This is a genomic window from Serratia sp. G204Y (genome assembly GCF_051172435.1).
Taxonomy (GTDB): Bacteria; Pseudomonadota; Gammaproteobacteria; order Enterobacterales; family Enterobacteriaceae; genus Serratia; species Serratia sarumanii.
Map to the genome: position 1 here is coordinate 1,595,377 of NZ_JBPIZA010000001.1, position 15,098 is coordinate 1,610,474.

General features: G+C 52.2%; 21 protein-coding genes. 4 read left to right on the forward strand and 17 right to left on the reverse strand.

The features are described from left to right. Window positions 1-12: 12 nt before the first annotated feature. Genes ACSBQQ_RS07710 through ACSBQQ_RS07730 form a run of 5 tightly spaced genes read right to left on the reverse strand, consistent with a single transcriptional unit; the run spans window position 13 to window position 5,201 of the window. A complete protein-coding gene (locus tag ACSBQQ_RS07710; protein WP_060429451.1) occupies window positions 13-1,278 on the reverse strand; it encodes a hypothetical protein in 1,266 nt (421 codons plus the stop codon). Window positions 1,279-1,281: 3 nt separating this feature from the next. After that, the gene (locus ACSBQQ_RS07715) at window positions 1,282-2,208 is read right to left on the reverse strand and encodes a phage minor head protein (protein ID WP_060429450.1); all 927 of its coding nucleotides are present in this window, start codon (window positions 2,206-2,208) and stop codon (window positions 1,282-1,284) included. After that, entirely contained in the window at window positions 2,192-3,520 is a 1,329-nt protein-coding gene (locus ACSBQQ_RS07720) for an anti-CBASS protein Acb1 family protein (RefSeq protein WP_060429449.1), read from the reverse strand. Before ACSBQQ_RS07720 ends, ACSBQQ_RS07715 begins: the two co-directional genes overlap by 17 nt. A gap of 21 nt (window positions 3,521-3,541) precedes the next feature. After that, window positions 3,542-4,789, reverse strand: coding sequence for a PBSX family phage terminase large subunit (locus tag ACSBQQ_RS07725; RefSeq protein ID WP_060429448.1), 1,248 nt, complete (start codon window positions 4,787-4,789; stop codon window positions 3,542-3,544). Further along, window positions 4,782-5,201, reverse strand: a complete 420-nt coding sequence (locus ACSBQQ_RS07730; RefSeq protein WP_060429447.1) for a terminase small subunit — start codon at window positions 5,199-5,201, stop codon at window positions 4,782-4,784. The genes ACSBQQ_RS07725 and ACSBQQ_RS07730 overlap by 8 nt, the downstream gene beginning before the upstream one ends. A 1,063-nt stretch (window positions 5,202-6,264) precedes the next feature. Here ACSBQQ_RS07730 and ACSBQQ_RS07735 point away from each other — a divergent pair. After that, window positions 6,265-6,588, forward strand: a complete 324-nt coding sequence (locus tag ACSBQQ_RS07735) for a DUF1778 domain-containing protein (RefSeq protein ID WP_170929827.1) — start codon at window positions 6,265-6,267, stop codon at window positions 6,586-6,588. Beyond that, window positions 6,566-7,111 carry a GNAT family N-acetyltransferase gene (locus ACSBQQ_RS07740; RefSeq protein ID WP_060429445.1) on the forward strand — a complete coding sequence of 182 codons (546 nt, stop codon included), beginning with the start codon at window positions 6,566-6,568 and terminating at the stop codon, window positions 7,109-7,111. The genes ACSBQQ_RS07735 and ACSBQQ_RS07740 overlap by 23 nt, the downstream gene beginning before the upstream one ends. A gap of 119 nt (window positions 7,112-7,230) precedes the next feature. Here ACSBQQ_RS07740 and ACSBQQ_RS07745 read toward each other — a convergent pair whose 3' ends face one another. From ACSBQQ_RS07745 to ACSBQQ_RS07800, 12 genes are all read right to left on the reverse strand, one after another. Further along, window positions 7,231-7,428 (reverse strand): hypothetical protein, encoded by a 198-nt coding sequence (locus tag ACSBQQ_RS07745; RefSeq protein ID WP_060429444.1) that lies wholly within the window; start codon window positions 7,426-7,428, stop codon window positions 7,231-7,233. Next, a complete protein-coding gene (locus ACSBQQ_RS07750) occupies window positions 7,425-7,961 on the reverse strand; it encodes a hypothetical protein (RefSeq protein ID WP_072269917.1) in 537 nt (178 codons plus the stop codon). The genes ACSBQQ_RS07745 and ACSBQQ_RS07750 overlap by 4 nt, the downstream gene beginning before the upstream one ends. After that, the gene (locus ACSBQQ_RS07755; protein ID WP_060429443.1) at window positions 7,958-8,398 is read right to left on the reverse strand and encodes a lysozyme; all 441 of its coding nucleotides are present in this window, start codon (window positions 8,396-8,398) and stop codon (window positions 7,958-7,960) included. Before ACSBQQ_RS07755 ends, ACSBQQ_RS07750 begins: the two co-directional genes overlap by 4 nt. Next, window positions 8,385-8,702 carry a phage holin family protein gene (locus tag ACSBQQ_RS07760; RefSeq protein WP_049193441.1) on the reverse strand — a complete coding sequence of 106 codons (318 nt, stop codon included), beginning with the start codon at window positions 8,700-8,702 and terminating at the stop codon, window positions 8,385-8,387. The genes ACSBQQ_RS07755 and ACSBQQ_RS07760 overlap by 14 nt, the downstream gene beginning before the upstream one ends. A gap of 177 nt (window positions 8,703-8,879) precedes the next feature. Then, entirely contained in the window at window positions 8,880-9,218 is a 339-nt protein-coding gene (locus ACSBQQ_RS07765; protein WP_140367551.1) for a hypothetical protein, read from the reverse strand. Between the two features lie 248 nt (window positions 9,219-9,466). Next, on the reverse strand, window positions 9,467-9,865 hold the full coding sequence (locus ACSBQQ_RS07770; RefSeq protein WP_060429442.1) for an antiterminator Q family protein: 399 nt from the start codon (window positions 9,863-9,865) through the stop codon (window positions 9,467-9,469). Beyond that, window positions 9,862-10,056 (reverse strand): hypothetical protein, encoded by a 195-nt coding sequence (locus ACSBQQ_RS07775; protein WP_060429441.1) that lies wholly within the window; start codon window positions 10,054-10,056, stop codon window positions 9,862-9,864. Before ACSBQQ_RS07775 ends, ACSBQQ_RS07770 begins: the two co-directional genes overlap by 4 nt. Further along, complete coding sequence (locus ACSBQQ_RS07780; RefSeq protein ID WP_060429440.1) at window positions 10,053-10,430, reverse strand: DUF968 domain-containing protein; 378 nt, start codon at window positions 10,428-10,430, stop codon at window positions 10,053-10,055. The genes ACSBQQ_RS07775 and ACSBQQ_RS07780 overlap by 4 nt, the downstream gene beginning before the upstream one ends. Before the next feature lie 592 nt (window positions 10,431-11,022). Next, window positions 11,023-12,048 carry a helix-turn-helix domain-containing protein gene (locus ACSBQQ_RS07785; RefSeq protein ID WP_080431106.1) on the reverse strand — a complete coding sequence of 342 codons (1,026 nt, stop codon included), beginning with the start codon at window positions 12,046-12,048 and terminating at the stop codon, window positions 11,023-11,025. After that, complete coding sequence (locus ACSBQQ_RS07790; protein ID WP_072269916.1) at window positions 12,045-12,227, reverse strand: DUF4222 domain-containing protein; 183 nt, start codon at window positions 12,225-12,227, stop codon at window positions 12,045-12,047. Before ACSBQQ_RS07790 ends, ACSBQQ_RS07785 begins: the two co-directional genes overlap by 4 nt. 133 nt (window positions 12,228-12,360) lie before the next feature. Continuing rightward, window positions 12,361-12,651 (reverse strand): CII family transcriptional regulator, encoded by a 291-nt coding sequence (locus tag ACSBQQ_RS07795; protein ID WP_041033759.1) that lies wholly within the window; start codon window positions 12,649-12,651, stop codon window positions 12,361-12,363. Window positions 12,652-12,676: 25 nt separating this feature from the next. Further along, window positions 12,677-12,889, reverse strand: coding sequence for a transcriptional regulator (locus ACSBQQ_RS07800; RefSeq protein WP_041033757.1), 213 nt, complete (start codon window positions 12,887-12,889; stop codon window positions 12,677-12,679). A gap of 41 nt (window positions 12,890-12,930) precedes the next feature. Here ACSBQQ_RS07800 and ACSBQQ_RS07805 point away from each other — a divergent pair, with 41 nt between their 5' ends. Then, the gene (locus tag ACSBQQ_RS07805; protein ID WP_080431105.1) at window positions 12,931-13,593 is read left to right on the forward strand and encodes a helix-turn-helix domain-containing protein; all 663 of its coding nucleotides are present in this window, start codon (window positions 12,931-12,933) and stop codon (window positions 13,591-13,593) included. Between the two features lie 1,359 nt (window positions 13,594-14,952). Then, window positions 14,953-15,096: a hypothetical protein gene (locus ACSBQQ_RS07810; protein ID WP_154632411.1), complete on the forward strand. Its 144-nt coding sequence runs from the start codon at window positions 14,953-14,955 to the stop codon at window positions 15,094-15,096. Window positions 15,097-15,098: the final 2 nt, after the last annotated feature.

Consider the following 15,098-nt stretch of genomic DNA (forward strand, 5'->3'; position numbering starts at 1 on the left):
TGGATAGCCCCCTTATTTGAAGTATGCATCTGCGGCAGGTGCGCCGGATTCTTGCTGATGCTGGCCTGAGTTACCTGCCAGCGGCGCCGATTCGCCCAGCGTTTTAAACATCGCTTCCAGCGCTTCGCCTTGCAGCGCGTTTGCCACGATTTCGCCGTGAACTTTCGCCACTGCTTCACGCTTGGTTTTCTCTTCTGCGCGGGAGTTGGCAGTAAGAGTTTCGGCTAGTTGGGTATGGTTGGCCTGCAGCGCTTCAACTTTCTCGGTAATAGGCTTGAGCGCCTCGGCGAAGTTGGCGGCCAGGCCTTTGCCGATTTCGGTGATCAGCTCTTGTTTCTCTTCAGTGGTTAAAGGCATGTCGCCCTCCGTTTGGTGGTTGGTTGCAGGTTGTCCCTGCGGATTGAAAAGGGATTTAACTTTGTTGGCGACGACCGTCACCCAGGATTCCTGCCGCGAAACCGGTGTGCCGGTTTCATCGAAGGTAATTTTCCCACCCTCAGACGAGTAGCCATAAACCTGGGCTGCGCCGCCGTTGCGGATGATCACGACCTGCGAGTCGGTGAAGTCAGCCACCCAGGCATATTCATTTTCGCCGGGAGCGAATCTTTCTTTTGCTGCTCGGTCGAGACGTTGCTCACGATCCCGGTAGGATTCGCCAATCAGCGCGCCAGAGTTAGCTTTTAACGGCGTGGCAAGGTCAGCGTTAACCATCAGACCAACGCCCTGCTCAGGTGTCGCTGCGCCTACTTCATGCAGCAAGATTGCGTCATGATCCATGCCGTGAATCTTCGCCACCCACTTGGCACCTGTGGCCTTCTGTTGCTCATTGGGCTCAAGCTGGTCGAGAAACACCGCAACGCTGGTATGAATAGGTGGAACATCTTCGCCGCGCTCAATGGCCTCTACGCGGGAGATAAGCTCCCTACCTCCCTCGCTCTGGTTAGCGATCTGGGTATCAACCCACTTCTCCAGGTAGATCCGGTTGCCCGATTTCTTCACATTGCGATTCCAGGCGCCGATATGACCCTGGTTGATACCTTCAGGAGAAAAGGCAGAGATGAATGCGCCATTTAGCTGAGGATGCCCCAGCGGCGCCAGCGTGCCTTCAAGCCCTTGATAGTGAGCATCGATTTCGCTGGCCGTATACAGCCCATCATTCATGACCACGTTTGCGGGCAGTGTGTAGCTCGGCAAAACAAGATGCTCGCGGCCGTTATATGACTCCCGGCGAATTGCATGGCTGTTGACCTTCGTAGTGACGTTAACTTGAACTTTCATGGATTAACCCTCTGCCCATTTGTAGCCTCTCTCCTTCATGTCGTTGAACGTCTGCTTGGCCTTGTCGATGATCGAAGGAGTGAGAGGGTTCCCCTTGTCATCCACCAGCACGGAAAGCTGAGAGCATTTGCAGTTGATGGCATTGCCGTTCTTCGTGTACCACTCCCTCACCTCATCCTGCGTGTACAGGTGAGCATGTCTGGCGGCATGTGTTGCTCGGGTGGTAGGGCTTAACGCAGAGATGTGAAGCAGCTTTGTTTTGATGCCGTAGCGGTCTTGCGCATCCTGAGCTTCATCCCAACGTGCTCGCCGCAGTGCGGTCGTGATCTCAGTCCTGGCAATGCGACTCGCGCGTCGGGTTTCAATGCCGGTTTGCTCGTTGAGGTTTTTGGCTACGTCTCGCGGATTGAGCCCCCTGGCAATGCCATCAGTCAGAATTCGCGCCATATCGCTCTTAACCTGAGCGCTGAGCCCTTTCATCTCTTCGAATTCACGCGCTCTGACCAGAATCAGCCGCAGCTGATAGGGTTCACTCAACAAGATGTTGGGAACATCCTGCTGGCCGGCAGCGTAAGCAGAGGATTGCTGGGAGAGGTTGTAATACTCCTGCGCCGTTCCTCGCTGGTAAGCCACGGACACATAGCGGCCAAAGAACCACAGATTGAACTCCCCACCCTCCAGCAGAATTTCGTCCACCAGCGCTTCACCGTTCTGAAGCAGCATCGACAGAAGCCCCTGATCAAGACGGAAGGTGTAGCGCTCGTTTACGACGGGTTCAGAGGGGATGCGGTTTAGAATGTCGATATAGCCTTTCGTTATCAGCTTCATGCGCTTTGCAAACTCACGCATGGCGCCACGCTCTAACTTATCAACTCCTGTGGGATCTTTGATGTTGCTCGGCAGGATTGGAGGCTTAGGTTTCGTCGTCATCCCCTGTCTCTCCAAGAGGCTCGCCGCCTTCAGTTTCGAATCCTGCAGCAGTGCGAATTTCCTCACCGCTGAACGGCGCCGTATCACCGCTTTCAACCATAGCCTTGTTCACTTCTGCCATGGTCTTAGAGTCTGCCAGGCGCTCAGCGCGAGTCTGTTGATTGAGATCGTCCCAGATAACCGTTTTCTGGCCGACAGAATCGATAATTCTCAGGTCGATCAGCTTGTCGCAGAAGTCCTCAATTTCGAATGACAGATTGCCACGGCGACTCTGGCAGCGTCCGTTCATGTACTTCTGGTCTTCGGTGCTTGAGCGCTCAGCCTGCTGGTTGCCTACCAGTATCCGCGAAGGAATATCAACGCCGGCAGAAGCCGTTTGCAGGTTCACGCTATAGGTTGGGCTTGGATCAGACACTGGTGAAACAAGGGAGGTAACAGCTGCACCCTGTAGGCTCATCAGCACATCGTTGCCGCGGTTCATCTCGCGCGCGGCTTCGTTGAACTTGTCCTGCAATTCGTCAACGCTTACGCCATACATAGACGCCAGACTGCCGAAATCGATCTCTTTGTCGAAGCTCAGCGCCAGCTGCCGCGCTGCATTCTTCAGGAATGACTCACCGGAACCGCCCTCTACTTTCTCCAGACTGACGAAGGCGTTGTATGCTGGCTCAAGGAACCCGATAGCGTCATCGGTGTAGTCGCCAAGGATGAAGATCCGGTCTGGATGGATTTCGACACGTCGCGAGGCTCCATTTGAAAGCCGCTCTGTGTATTGCCACATCTTCGGCTGGCCGTATGTTTGCGAGTTAAGCCCGGTATCCCACTCGCTCACGTTTAGTGAACCAGCCCAGGCTACCGTGACTTTTTCGAGGCCTCGGCCTCTGGTTACTTCGTTATTCCATGGTTTGTTGTCGCGGATGTGCAGCAAAATGCCAGAGTAACGCCCGACAAGCCGCCGGCGGTCAGCCTCTGCAAAAGCGCGCCATAACCGGTTCGTGAATACCGGTTTGAGTTTTTTCTCCCAGGCAGTTTCCGCGCGCTTCTCGTCGGCCTTATCACCCTCGATGATCTCCGGGTTGGTCTGCCAGCATTTGCCCACCAGCTTTTCCACGGCGCCATGTGCAATCCCACCGCGGCGATATAACGAATAGAGGTTGTCGTAGGTTACCTGCTCAGGAAAGCCGTATTCGCACCAGGCGGAGCCGCGTTTATTATCCAGGCCCATAGATGGCCCAAGCATCGCCATACGAGCACGCTCAATCCTGGCGTCGTTCAACGCGTGGTTGACGGCCAGTTGGAGATTTTTGTTCATGTGGTTTCCGTTTGGAATGGTTTACCGGAGTCGCTTAGGGATCAGCATCCCGACGGCCTGAGATTTGCGTTTGATATGTCCATCCAAGCTGTAGCGTATCCCATCCCAACAGTGCTCATTGCCATCTGCCAGTTTTGGTAACACTTCACCGGTGATACGGTCAGTTTTGTAAGACCAGAGCCGTGCCTCGCGCGCCACGTTCTTGCAGCGAGGATGAATGATTATTTCGTCAAAGCCACGGAGATGGGCGATCCCGTCCTCAACGCTTCCCTGCCACTTTTCAGCAGCTGAAATATTGAATCCCTGTCGCTTGAGATAACTGATTGTCTCCGGGCGCGCTGAGTCGGCCTTAATGGGCCAGTCACGCACACCGGGGATGGTGTCGTACAGCTCAGGCATGTGGTCAAGTTCGGTATGCTGACCATATGCCTCATATTCGATGTAAAGGCGGTTATGCAGAATGAATGAACGCACCAACGTATTCGGGTCTTTAGCGAAACCGAAGTCGGCACCGAAGAACAGGCGTTCCGCCTCTTTCCAGAGATTGTCGGAAAATTCAGCAATCCGATATTTGCCGGCCAGTACCTGCTTATCCGAGTTTTCGAGGTAAGCCCCTTCCCATACCCATGCGTATGTTGCCGGATCAAGACGGCGCTCATCGTTCAGCCGCTCACCTTCCAGCACGTCGGGGAACCAGGGATTATCGGTGTAGTTCATCTCAACGGTAATGCAGTCATCGCCAGCCTCTTTGCGAAAACGCTTATCAGTGGCACTACCGTCGCGCTCTGGGTTCCACGTTACCCAAATCTCTGAGCCTTCCTCACGTACGGTAGGGCTCAACTTCTGCCAGGCTATTTCGCTGACTGATTCAGCCTCATCAACCCAGCATAAAAGGATACGTGCTTTCGACTTGATGCTGTCGAGGTTATGCCGTAGGCCACAAAACACGTAATTCACACTTTTATCGATAGTTCGGATGTACTTCTCACCAATATCGAAGTTGGCTGCTAACCATGGCACCGATAGGATCGCCTGCTTAACCTCCTGCATGCTCGACTCTTCCAGTGAGTTCATGAACTCACGAGCACACAAGATCACTCCAGCTTCGCCATTCATCATCGCCTGGTAGGCTTTAACTGCTGTCATCATGGCAAAAGTGCGTGTCTTAGCACTACCGCGGCCACCGTGTGAGCAGCGATAGCGCTTATCTATGGCGGTGAACAGCGGAGCTAACTTGGCGGGAATTGGCAGTTGAACAGCTTCACTCATTTTTCGGCTCGACTGGCAGTAGCTGAATTACTGTTGGTTTAGGCGTCATGCTGCCGTCTCCAGACCGGTGATCAATTATCACCTTATCCAGTCCAAGTAGCTTAGCCTTACCCATCGTAGCGCCTACGGCGGCGGATGCTTGAGCCGTATCGGAATCAAGAGCTGCACGCCTGGCCTCCTCAAGCTCGATAAGCAAATCGTCTACAGTAAGGTTATGCCTCTGGCGGTGTTCTCCCTGTAGTGCTGCGATCCTTGCCGTAATCTTGCCGTTGTCGAGCAATTCCTTTGCCTTCCGGTTAACGCTCTCTGGCTTCATCCTGTCAGCAGCATACGCCTTCCTGTACGCCTCCGACGCGTTACCGGTTTCGATGTATGCCTGACAGAAAGCCTCTTGCTTAATTGTCAGCGTCATTCTTATGCCTTAGTGAATGCCTGAGCGTATTCAGCCATACGGCCAGGGGTTAACTGGATAACGCTCATGTCACCCAATAGCCGGAAGCCAGCGGAGATCTTCGCGTTGCAAATTAATGGTGAAATCGGCGTGGTCAGAGCTAACTACGATGTCGTAGTCAGTTGCTGTAGTGCCACCGGCATCGATAACCTGGAAATACTCAGTCTTTGTAGGAGTGGCATGGAGCCAACCAACCCGCCTTGAGGGAAACGTGATGCTGCGACGTCCATTGCGTTATATCGCGTGATCTGGCTCTTCATCTCGTGATTTTTCCCGTTTGTAAACACACAAGGGTGCATTTTGGGGCCGTGATTTGTTGGTTCCATCCCAGTTTATAAACACTCTTGACGTACTGGCGCGACAGTCTGCCAGTTTATATACACACAGAGCTTGACCTGCTTCTCCTCATCCAGTTTATAAACACTTCCCAGCCTCGCCTTATTCATACATGATATGATTTGATGTCCAACAACCACCATAAGTCAATCACATGCGATTATCAGCAATTCAAAAAGATACCTTATTTATCCTGCATGCTTTTCGCTTAAAGGGGCGTTCAGCAGGCATACGTCAAACTGCATTGTTCAACATCGTTAGAGCCAATCGCTCCGTCGAGCTTTTTCCTAACAACTACAGCCTGTCCTGCCGAACGCTGGCAAAGAATGGCCTGATCCTCCTTGAGAGGGATGAGAGTTTAAGGTTGTATCTCACGTTGACGGAGAGTGGCGCCAAGGCCGCAGAGAGTATCTATGAGGAGAGAGCGGCATACGGATAATAGCCGTATGCATTGACAATTACATAGACCGGCGGTAATCTTACATCGTAGTACGGCTATCATCCGTACTAGATTTGATGATGAATCTTAATTTAGAAGATACATATACTGAAAAAAACGTAATCAGGAGTTAATAATGGCAAATCATAATTTTAGTAATTTCAATAGTTTAAGACGAAGGCCTTTTACTGGAAAAAGGTAACGTCGCCTGTCAGAAGGAGAGTTTAGAGGAATATAGAGAGGTTCAATATGGCAACCACTACTGTCTCGCAGATGCCTGTGGATGTAGCTAAAGGTTTAAAGAACGCAAGAGTCGAGTTGAAGACTTCTGTGAGTTTAAAAGATGTACTTCGTGAAGCGGCGGCTGTCGCTGGTTTGGATTTGACGTCGTTCATACTGAATGCCGCCCTGGAAAGAGCTGAAAGCGTGTTGGACAACCAACGGCGCCGTGAGCTATCTGAAGGGGCTTGGCATCAGTTGAATCAACTTATGTCTGAACCTGCCGCACCAACGCTTGCCCTGAAAGCCTTGATGAGGAGGAAGAAACACAATGGGGAACCAGACCACAAGTGATGTAAGTAACGCGGACGTAATGGCCTGTACGTATCAGGCGGATATCACATACCCCGGTCAGAAGAAGTTTGATTGTGGGAAAGATGCAGTGAATACCTTTGTTCGCGGTTCACTCAAAAAAAACGTTGCCGATGGGAATTGTGCTGCAAAGTCGCTGATCGATAAGAACACTGGTGAGTTGATCGGGATATGCAGTTTTACAGCGTTTAGCCTGGAAAAAACGGCATTGAGCGGGGTAGTTACCGGCTCTCTTCCTCGTGAAGTTGGCGTTGTTCGACTAGTAATGCTTGGTGTAGCCACTAAGTATCAAAAGCAAGGCTACGGTTTGGATCTGCTGTGTGAGTTCTTTGAGCAGATTAAAATCATCCACAAGGCATTGCCTATAAAAGGCGTCTATCTAGACGCTGACCCAGAAGCGATTGGTTTTTACGCTCGTTATGGGTTCGTCCAGCTGAACTTGCCGCCGAACAGTCTGGGTGCTGTGCCTATGTTCTTGGGCATTCAGCATATACTGGCGGCTTGATTCGCTAAAATTAGAAGCCCCGTCAATCTATGACGGGGCTTTGCTCAGCATTTATTCACTTCATTGGTTGCTTGTTTTCAACAGCGGCCGCCTTGTGTGACCGTGTCACGTGTGCCTGTTTACCCTTCCAGCTGTAACACCCCATGATCTTCTGATTCCGAGTATGCGATCAGACCGTTGTATTCAGGAATCTGCTCACCATTCTCCGCTTCCCACGCCGGAATTGTGCTGGTTGTAATTGTGTAGGCCGGCTGGCCGTCTTCGGCAGCGAATCGGGCCAGTTCTTTAATTTGTTCTTGTGTCAGTACAACGCTCATTTTTTTCTATCTTCATCAAGCTGGCGGATAGCTAGGAGTTGGTTGTTAGCTTTGTCGATCGCCGCAAGAAGCGGATCAATCCACAAAACTGCTTGGCAATATGTCAGTTCGCCGGCGGCAGAGGTACGAGCACTGGCTGTGTCAGTAATGGCGGGATTGGCTGGCATTGCGCTGGAACGTAGACTGTACGTGTAGTCGAGCAGCCCACCAGCAATAGCGGCAGGCACAGCCAGATCGCACGTCGGCTGTTTCTTGAGGATCGTCCGGTATTCAATTTCTTTCCCCTGGGTGGCTGCGTCGGTATTGATGCCGTACTTTGTCGCTGCGTTGCTGATTTCGTTGGCGCGCTGGAACTGAAACGCCTGTGTGGCGATTATATTCGCCTTCAGGCTGTTATCGCTCTGCAGCTGCTTAACCTGCTCACCGGCCTTTACTGCGTTGCTGTGGAAGTAAAACACCAGCCTGCCGGAAACAATCAGCGCCTGCAGCAGCAGGACGATCGCCATCGTGCGGAAGCTGAATGAGGTGTTCATGACAAAAACATCTCGCGCTCAGCTGTACGGCGATCGACCAGACCATCCAACCGTTTACCACCGGCATTTATCCAGCGCCCAAATTGCTCGGCAGCGCCTTGCTTGTCGCCAGCGTTCAGCTTTTTCAGAAGCGTGGATGTGCTCAGTGACCGCAGGCCGAGGTTATACGCAAAGCTCACCAGCGCGTCGAACTGCCCCTGGGTAATTCGCGCCTTCACAAGCTGATTAACCCCCTGCTCATACTGCACAACGCCGCATTTCAGCAGCCGATCGGCAGTGGCCTGATCAATCTGCATTCCGGGGCCGACTTTTTTACCATCTACCGGCTGTGTCCATCCGTAGCCAATCGTCCAGACGCCCACCGAATCTTGATAGGCTTTCAACCGCAGGCCTTCGAAGCGCTTAATCAGCTCAATGCCGCTTTTACTGATATTCATTGCTATCGCTCGCTTTATTCAGGAATCGACGTTCCAGCGCCTTAATCAGCGACGCACCAGACCAACCAGCCATGCCGCACACGCCGCCCATAACTTCTGACGGCCAATCGTAATGCAGAGCGATCATCACCATGGTTAATCCGGCAAAGATAGAAACGAAGAGCTGTAGAAACAGCGTGCGCCAACTGAAGGCCTCGCCGTTTAGCACCTTGAATGAGTAACTGGCAATGGCTCCCAGCAAAGTCATGCCGAACGCAATCAGCATTGATAGGATGTTGGGTTCGTTCTTCCAGGGCATTTTCATAACCTCCCCCTTCCGGGGCTCTTTCCCGGCTTCGGGTTATGGGTAGGGTTCAGCCACCAGCCGTAAACGCTGCCGGTAAGAGGATGTGCCGTGTGTGTCGTCTGTTGGCTGGGGCTGAAATGCAAGAAGGCCCATATAAGGGGCCTGTGTAAATTACTTTGCTTTGGAAAAGCTAGGTCAATCTTGTCCGATTAAAACCGTAATGCTTGGCAGTGCATAGCCACCATTAGAACTTTCACTAACCGCCTGAATTGAGACAGACTGATTAGGTTCGATGTATGTGTTCCACGAGTTACAAGCAGTTGCTGGCATTGAGCCACCGTCGAGGAAAATCGCGCCTTCTGCTTTCGCTTCGGTTACCCATGAACCATTGAATACCAACATATGTTTCGCTTTTGATTTACCGCCTGGCGCGACGGCCATCAGAAGCGGCACGCAGACGCGGCGACGGTATGATACAGGTGGAATATGGAAGGTGTAACCGTTGTCCAGATAATGAGTTTCAGCAGCTTGCATGAGCATATCTCCTTGAAAAGTAGTTGAAATCGCCATCTATTTGGCGATGTCTAGACTTTACATCGAGACTCTAACTCATGGTAATCATTGGGGTTGTGTCAGTCGTAGGACAACATTGCCGATTCCTTGTCCACTGCTGAATAGCAAAAAACCCCGCCGAAGCAAGGTTTTGAAATTTGATAAGCTACGTCACTGCGTAACCACTCTTATCACAATAGCCAGTAAAAATCGTAACGAAAAGCGGAAATTTATGCGACTGCCGAAATTTCTGATCTGCTCGTCCATGCATCCATCTCAAGCGTTGCCCCAGTCATAGCCAAACAGCCTTCTATAAAGCTTTCCGCCATCATCAGCTTTTGCCTTATGTTCCCCTCTGAAACCTTCCATCTACGAGCTATCTCCGACTTTGACACCCCGTATCGGTAGTGCAGCATGATTACTCCGAGCTCTCTTTCGTCGCGTACCTTCTTCAATCTACCCACGGCACCGTCAACAATCAGGCCGTCATTATCGCAGCATGAAGGCTTACTCTTGCTCGTACTCGGCAGAAGCCCCTTAAACCCAGCAGCGATCGGAGAGTAGTCCACACCGCTGTTGTCTTTCGCCCACTGGCCCCAACGCTCTAAAACTAGCTGGATGTCTCTCATGCTTTTTCTCCCACGGCTTCCTGAAGTTGCTGGCGAATTTTTTGTAATAGCTTGCTGGCTTGGCGATGAACTCTTTCCGAACGCTTGTCGGCGGTTGAGAGCAGCAAAAGCTGCTCGTTCAGATTGGCTGTGTTCAGCAGCGCATCGCAGACGTTCCGGTACTGCTGGCGTGTTATGGTCACCTCTTTCATGCGATCGCCCCGATGCCGAAGGAGAAGTCCAGGAACTCAAACAGCAGCTCAACCTGGCTACCATGTTCCGCTTCCCACGCCGCTACATCCTCGTGCAATGCGTCGTGGCATTTACGGCACAGCGGGATAGTGAAGAAGTCGTGGGCCTTTGTTCCCATGCCGCCCTGCCCGTGGCCGATGATGTGGTGAGGGTCGTCTGAGCGAGCACCGCAACCGCAGCAGGGGCGAGTCTTAACCCAGCGGGTATATTTGCTGTCTTCGGCGCGGGTTTTCTTAGGGCGCAGCACAAAGGCGCCAGGGACTTCAGGATCGACCATGAAACACTTCTGGGCCTGCTTGGAAATAATCTCAGTGGCCGCCGGCGTGCAGTCCATCTGGATTCCTTGCGGGTGCCGGTGATCACCTTCGGCTCTGGTAAGTCGGTAACGGTGCGCGCAACGTCATCGGGGATCAGGTCGAATACGCCGGACAGCATGGCCCACAGCATCAGCTCAGGGATTGTCAGCTGTCCTTCTGACTTCAGACGGTGTTTTGCCGTTGCCACCACCCAGCGCGCAGTATTGCGAGCAGCGATTTTTTCCAGCTTTGGCGATACGCCCAGGCTTTTTTTGTAGCACCCAGGACAGATGCGAACGGCCGAATTACCAACACGCTCGGTGTCCAGAATTGTCTCCGGCAGGTCGTGCTTGCTGTACTGACATTTCGTGAACTGAGTCGCCCAGGCTTCAATCGCATTAACGCCGCCGCAAGCGTTGATGACGCGCTCATCTGTGAAAAAAACCTGTAGCCGTGGGTCGTTGGCGATCTCATGCTCAACGGCCGGCAGGATACCTTCTGGCGCGTCTTTGAACTCTTTCGGCAGCGTGGAAACCATCACGCGGCCTGTCATGTGAAACGCCAGCTTTTCGTCAACCGGGATCAGGGCAATACCCAGATCACGCTGTACAGCTACTTTGACTATCGCTCTCATACCTCAACGCCTCCTGTGCGGGCATACGCCTTAGCCAAAATTACCCGCCACTCACGGCGTGCGTTTTCTTCAATCTTGGAACTGAAACCGTGTTTCTGAACATGCTGTAGCGCCTGTTTCTCTGCCGGGTTCTCAGGCTGTAAGCCCTCAATCAGCAGGCGATCAAACGCATCATCGAAATCAATCTCCGGCGCTTCACCGGCCACCGGCTCCTGGCGCTGCTGTTCGACCGCTTCGGCCATGGCGGCTTTGTGGTTACGCTGACGATCCCAGGCGTTGGCGGCGGCCAGATAACCACCGAACCGGACGGCATCGAAAATCATCTTGGCGCTGAGCATGTGGCCCATCTTGGGATCGCTCAGCAGCAGACTTGCGCGGTGTTCAGCCACCAGCTTCAGTTCGGCGGCGCTGTTGCCTTCTGCCAGGCGCTCGGCAATTTCACGCAACGTGTCGGCACGCTTTGGCGTCCTGCCGTTGATTTTTTCATTCAGAAAATCGAGAACTTCCCCAGCCTCAGCTGATTGGTTCGCTGCTCCAGCATCGTTCTGGGGGGCTATGGGGGGGTTTTCTTTTGGTTCAATGACTGGTTCAAAAGAGTGACTGGTTCTGGTGCCATCTGCTGGCATAGGGGGTGTGCTTTCTGACGGCACACCCTGTGTCACCTGCTGGCACACCCCTGTGCTTTTTGACGGCATAGGGCTATGCTTTTTGACGGCACAGGGGGCTATGCTTTCTGACGGCACAGGGTTGTCCAGGGTCAGATAGTAGAGATTCGAGGTATTCCCCTTCCCATTGTTCACGCCAAGGCGGTTCTCTTTGGTGAGTAAACCCATCTTTATCAATGCCTCAATGTGCGCCCGTACAGCGCTTTTGCTGCACTCACAGTGGTCAGCGACATGCTGATATGAAGGCCAGCACTCGCCCTTGTCGTTCGCGTTATCAGCTATCTTGATCAGCACCAACTTGCGCAGTGGATTGCCCACTTTGATGCTCATAGCCTGCGCCATCAGGTTCATGCTCATACTTCGGCTCGCTTAAATTTCTCTTTAAATCTCTCAAGGGGCTGCATGCACTCATACGGATAACCCTCTCGCGTGAAAATGACCTGGCGTTCAACCCGATCCCAGCGGATAACGTGAACTTGCACGCCCCGCCAGTCCGTGTAATACCGATCGAGCTCAGTACTTTGCGAGCCGGACATTTTTCAACCCTTGACGAGATACCGACATATCGATAACAATCAGGCTGTTCATTGCAGAACTCCCAGTTAGAAAAGTGATTGCCGACCAGCTGCAACTGCTCGGCTTTCTTCTTGCCCCAGGCCATAAAGCCCCCTATTCCGTCTTTGGTTCCCGGATGTGCTCCAGCATCGCCATTAACCCGCGCGCCAGCTCTGCGGTTTCCTCGCCCCTGAACGTCAGCATGGTTTCCGAACGCTTAAAGCCCGTAGCGGCCAGCAGCAGGCTCGCTTTCTCCACCAACCCACCTTTGCTCTGCCAGCGACTCACCTGCGATTTATCAACGCCGATCGCCCCGGCCAGGCTTGTCACTCCGATTGCTGCAATGCGGCTCATGATGTCGCTCTGAATCGCCTGAGCTTCGTTGCGTGTTGTTGCGGTTTGCATCTGTAATAATCTTCCTTGTTAAAAATCAGTTTGTTGTAATCAGATCCGACAGGTCTGGACGAATCTCTACGGCCTTAACCTTTCCGCCAGTAGCGTTTTCGATGCGCTTAACGTAAAGGGCGTCAATGCCGCCACCATGCAGCCAGCGCCAAACTGTCGGTTGGGCGACACCACACAATGATGCGAGCTTCTGCTGGCTACCGACGATGCTTACAGCTTTTTGAATAGCTTTGTTCATCTTTTAATCCTTAAACGTATTATTCAAGGGTGATAATAGCAATGCGTATTACCACTTGCAATAGCAATGCGAATTTGACGCTTAATACGCGTGGCTATAAATTTGCTGACATGAAAACGACACTTGCAGAACGCCTTAACATGGCGATGGCCAAACGCAACAACATGACTCAAGCAGCTCTTGCTGAGGCATCAGGCGTTGCTCAGCCGACCATCTGGCGATTAACTAAAGGAAAAGCAAAAACTTCGGGACGGCTCGTCGATATTGCTAATGCCCTTGGTGTGAATGTTGACTGGCTGGCTAATGGCGTTGGTGAAATGGAAGGTGAATCACCTCCTATGACAACTCGCATTGAAAAATACAGCCAGATCCCTGTATGGGATGAAAGCGGGGCTACTGATGACTTTGTGATTTCGCCGAAAGGAAAAGCCGAACCATCATGGAAGGCCTTCATTCTTAAAAGAAATAGCGGATGCGCTGAAGCGCCAGCCGGTTCCATTGTTATTGCTGACTCGGCCTCTACGCCAGGATCCGGGGATTTAGTAGTAGCAAAAGTGAATAACTCGGTTTCTGCTTATCGCTTTGTTGATGGCGGGTCACATGGATACTTATCCGTTGACGATGCCAGGGTTCCATTGATTGAACTAGCGCCAGATTCATTGATCGGTGTTGTAGTTTTACTGCTACGCGACTTCAGAATGTAATCCCCCAAACCCTGCCCTGGCAGGGTTTCTTTTTCGTACACTCCCGCCGCACGCCGCACTAACATCTCAATCATATGAAACCCCGGGTGTAAAAAAACACTCAAAAATACTGTTTATATGTACAGTTATTTTCAAACTTTAATCCTTTCTCAAGAATTTGCAAAGCGTTAATCCCTGCCAGAATTCACACAACAGACCTTATCCAAACCCCATAGCGCAAATTTTTACCAACTAAATTTACTTTCAAAACAGATGATTATAGCAATTGCTATTGAATCAATCTTAATACGCATTGCTATTGAAAATACTCATGGATATTATCAACTCCATCGACAGCAACAACGTCACCCCAAACCACCGGGACGCTCTTTAACAATCAGGTTTAGTCACCCAGCACTGAGCAGAGAGATCTGCACAACTCAGTACCCGGCAGTCCCCAGCCCTTACGGGGGTATGGCACTAACGGCATGCAGCGGACAGGACTGGATGACGAAATGACTTTTAACCCCGCTTGCTCTTATCAGCTTCAGCTATGACGGGTGCAAGGGGACATAAGCGCGGGAGCCTGATCCAGCAACGTGAACAGGCAGACAACTGGAGGGCTGGAAAATGTAAGGGTTACGGAGTGCTTTTACCCTGCCGCTGCCAGTGTGGGGCGGTAGGCATAAAACCACTACAGCTAGAGGGTTACACGATGAAAAGTTACGACATGATTCTCTACCGTGAACTTCGTGCAGATGGATTTGCAGCAATAGCAGCGCTGTTCTACGCCCGCAAAGCAAAACGCGGCTATTAACACCCACCGCGCCCTACGGGGCGCACTGAGGCAATCATGACATTCAATCAAATCGTCTGGCTTGGCGTGGTTGTCCTTTGCGTCGTGTGCTGGTCAGCAGTTGGTTTTCTCATCGCCGGTTAACGCCGGCATTTATCCGCCTGTGGCTTGTTCGCGCCTTCGGGGCGTCCGCGGTCAGGCTGCAGCCGGATAAACACCCTCGTAATCTCCAGATTTGCCCCGCTCGCCGGGGCTCTTTTTTTCACATCAACAAAGGCGCTGCCCTGCTCCAGTGTGCTGGAACCGTAGGGAAACCGAGCGCGTGCATCAACTCAGGCAGCGCCTTTACCCATGTGAATTTCATTGAGAGGACATGTTATGCAAACCACTACCCAACGCTGTGAGCACTGCGGGAAATCCCGCGACGTAGCCAAGCAGGCTGTGAGCATTCAGCGCTACGAAGACGGCAGATATAAGGCCGTGAGAATCCTCGTCTGTGCCGATACCTGCGCGCCGGTGTACGTCGTCCGCCAGAACATCAGAACACTGCAGCGCCGCCTGCACACTCAGCAGCGGAGGCCAACATGGTAAGCCTAAACGCTCGTATTCAGCACAAGTACGACCTGACCGGGGTCGATTTCGCCCCTAAGCGCCACCACGGCAAACACCTCTTCTACCTTCTCATTTTTACCCTGTGCCTGCTCACTGCCGGCGCGGTCTGGAGTTGATG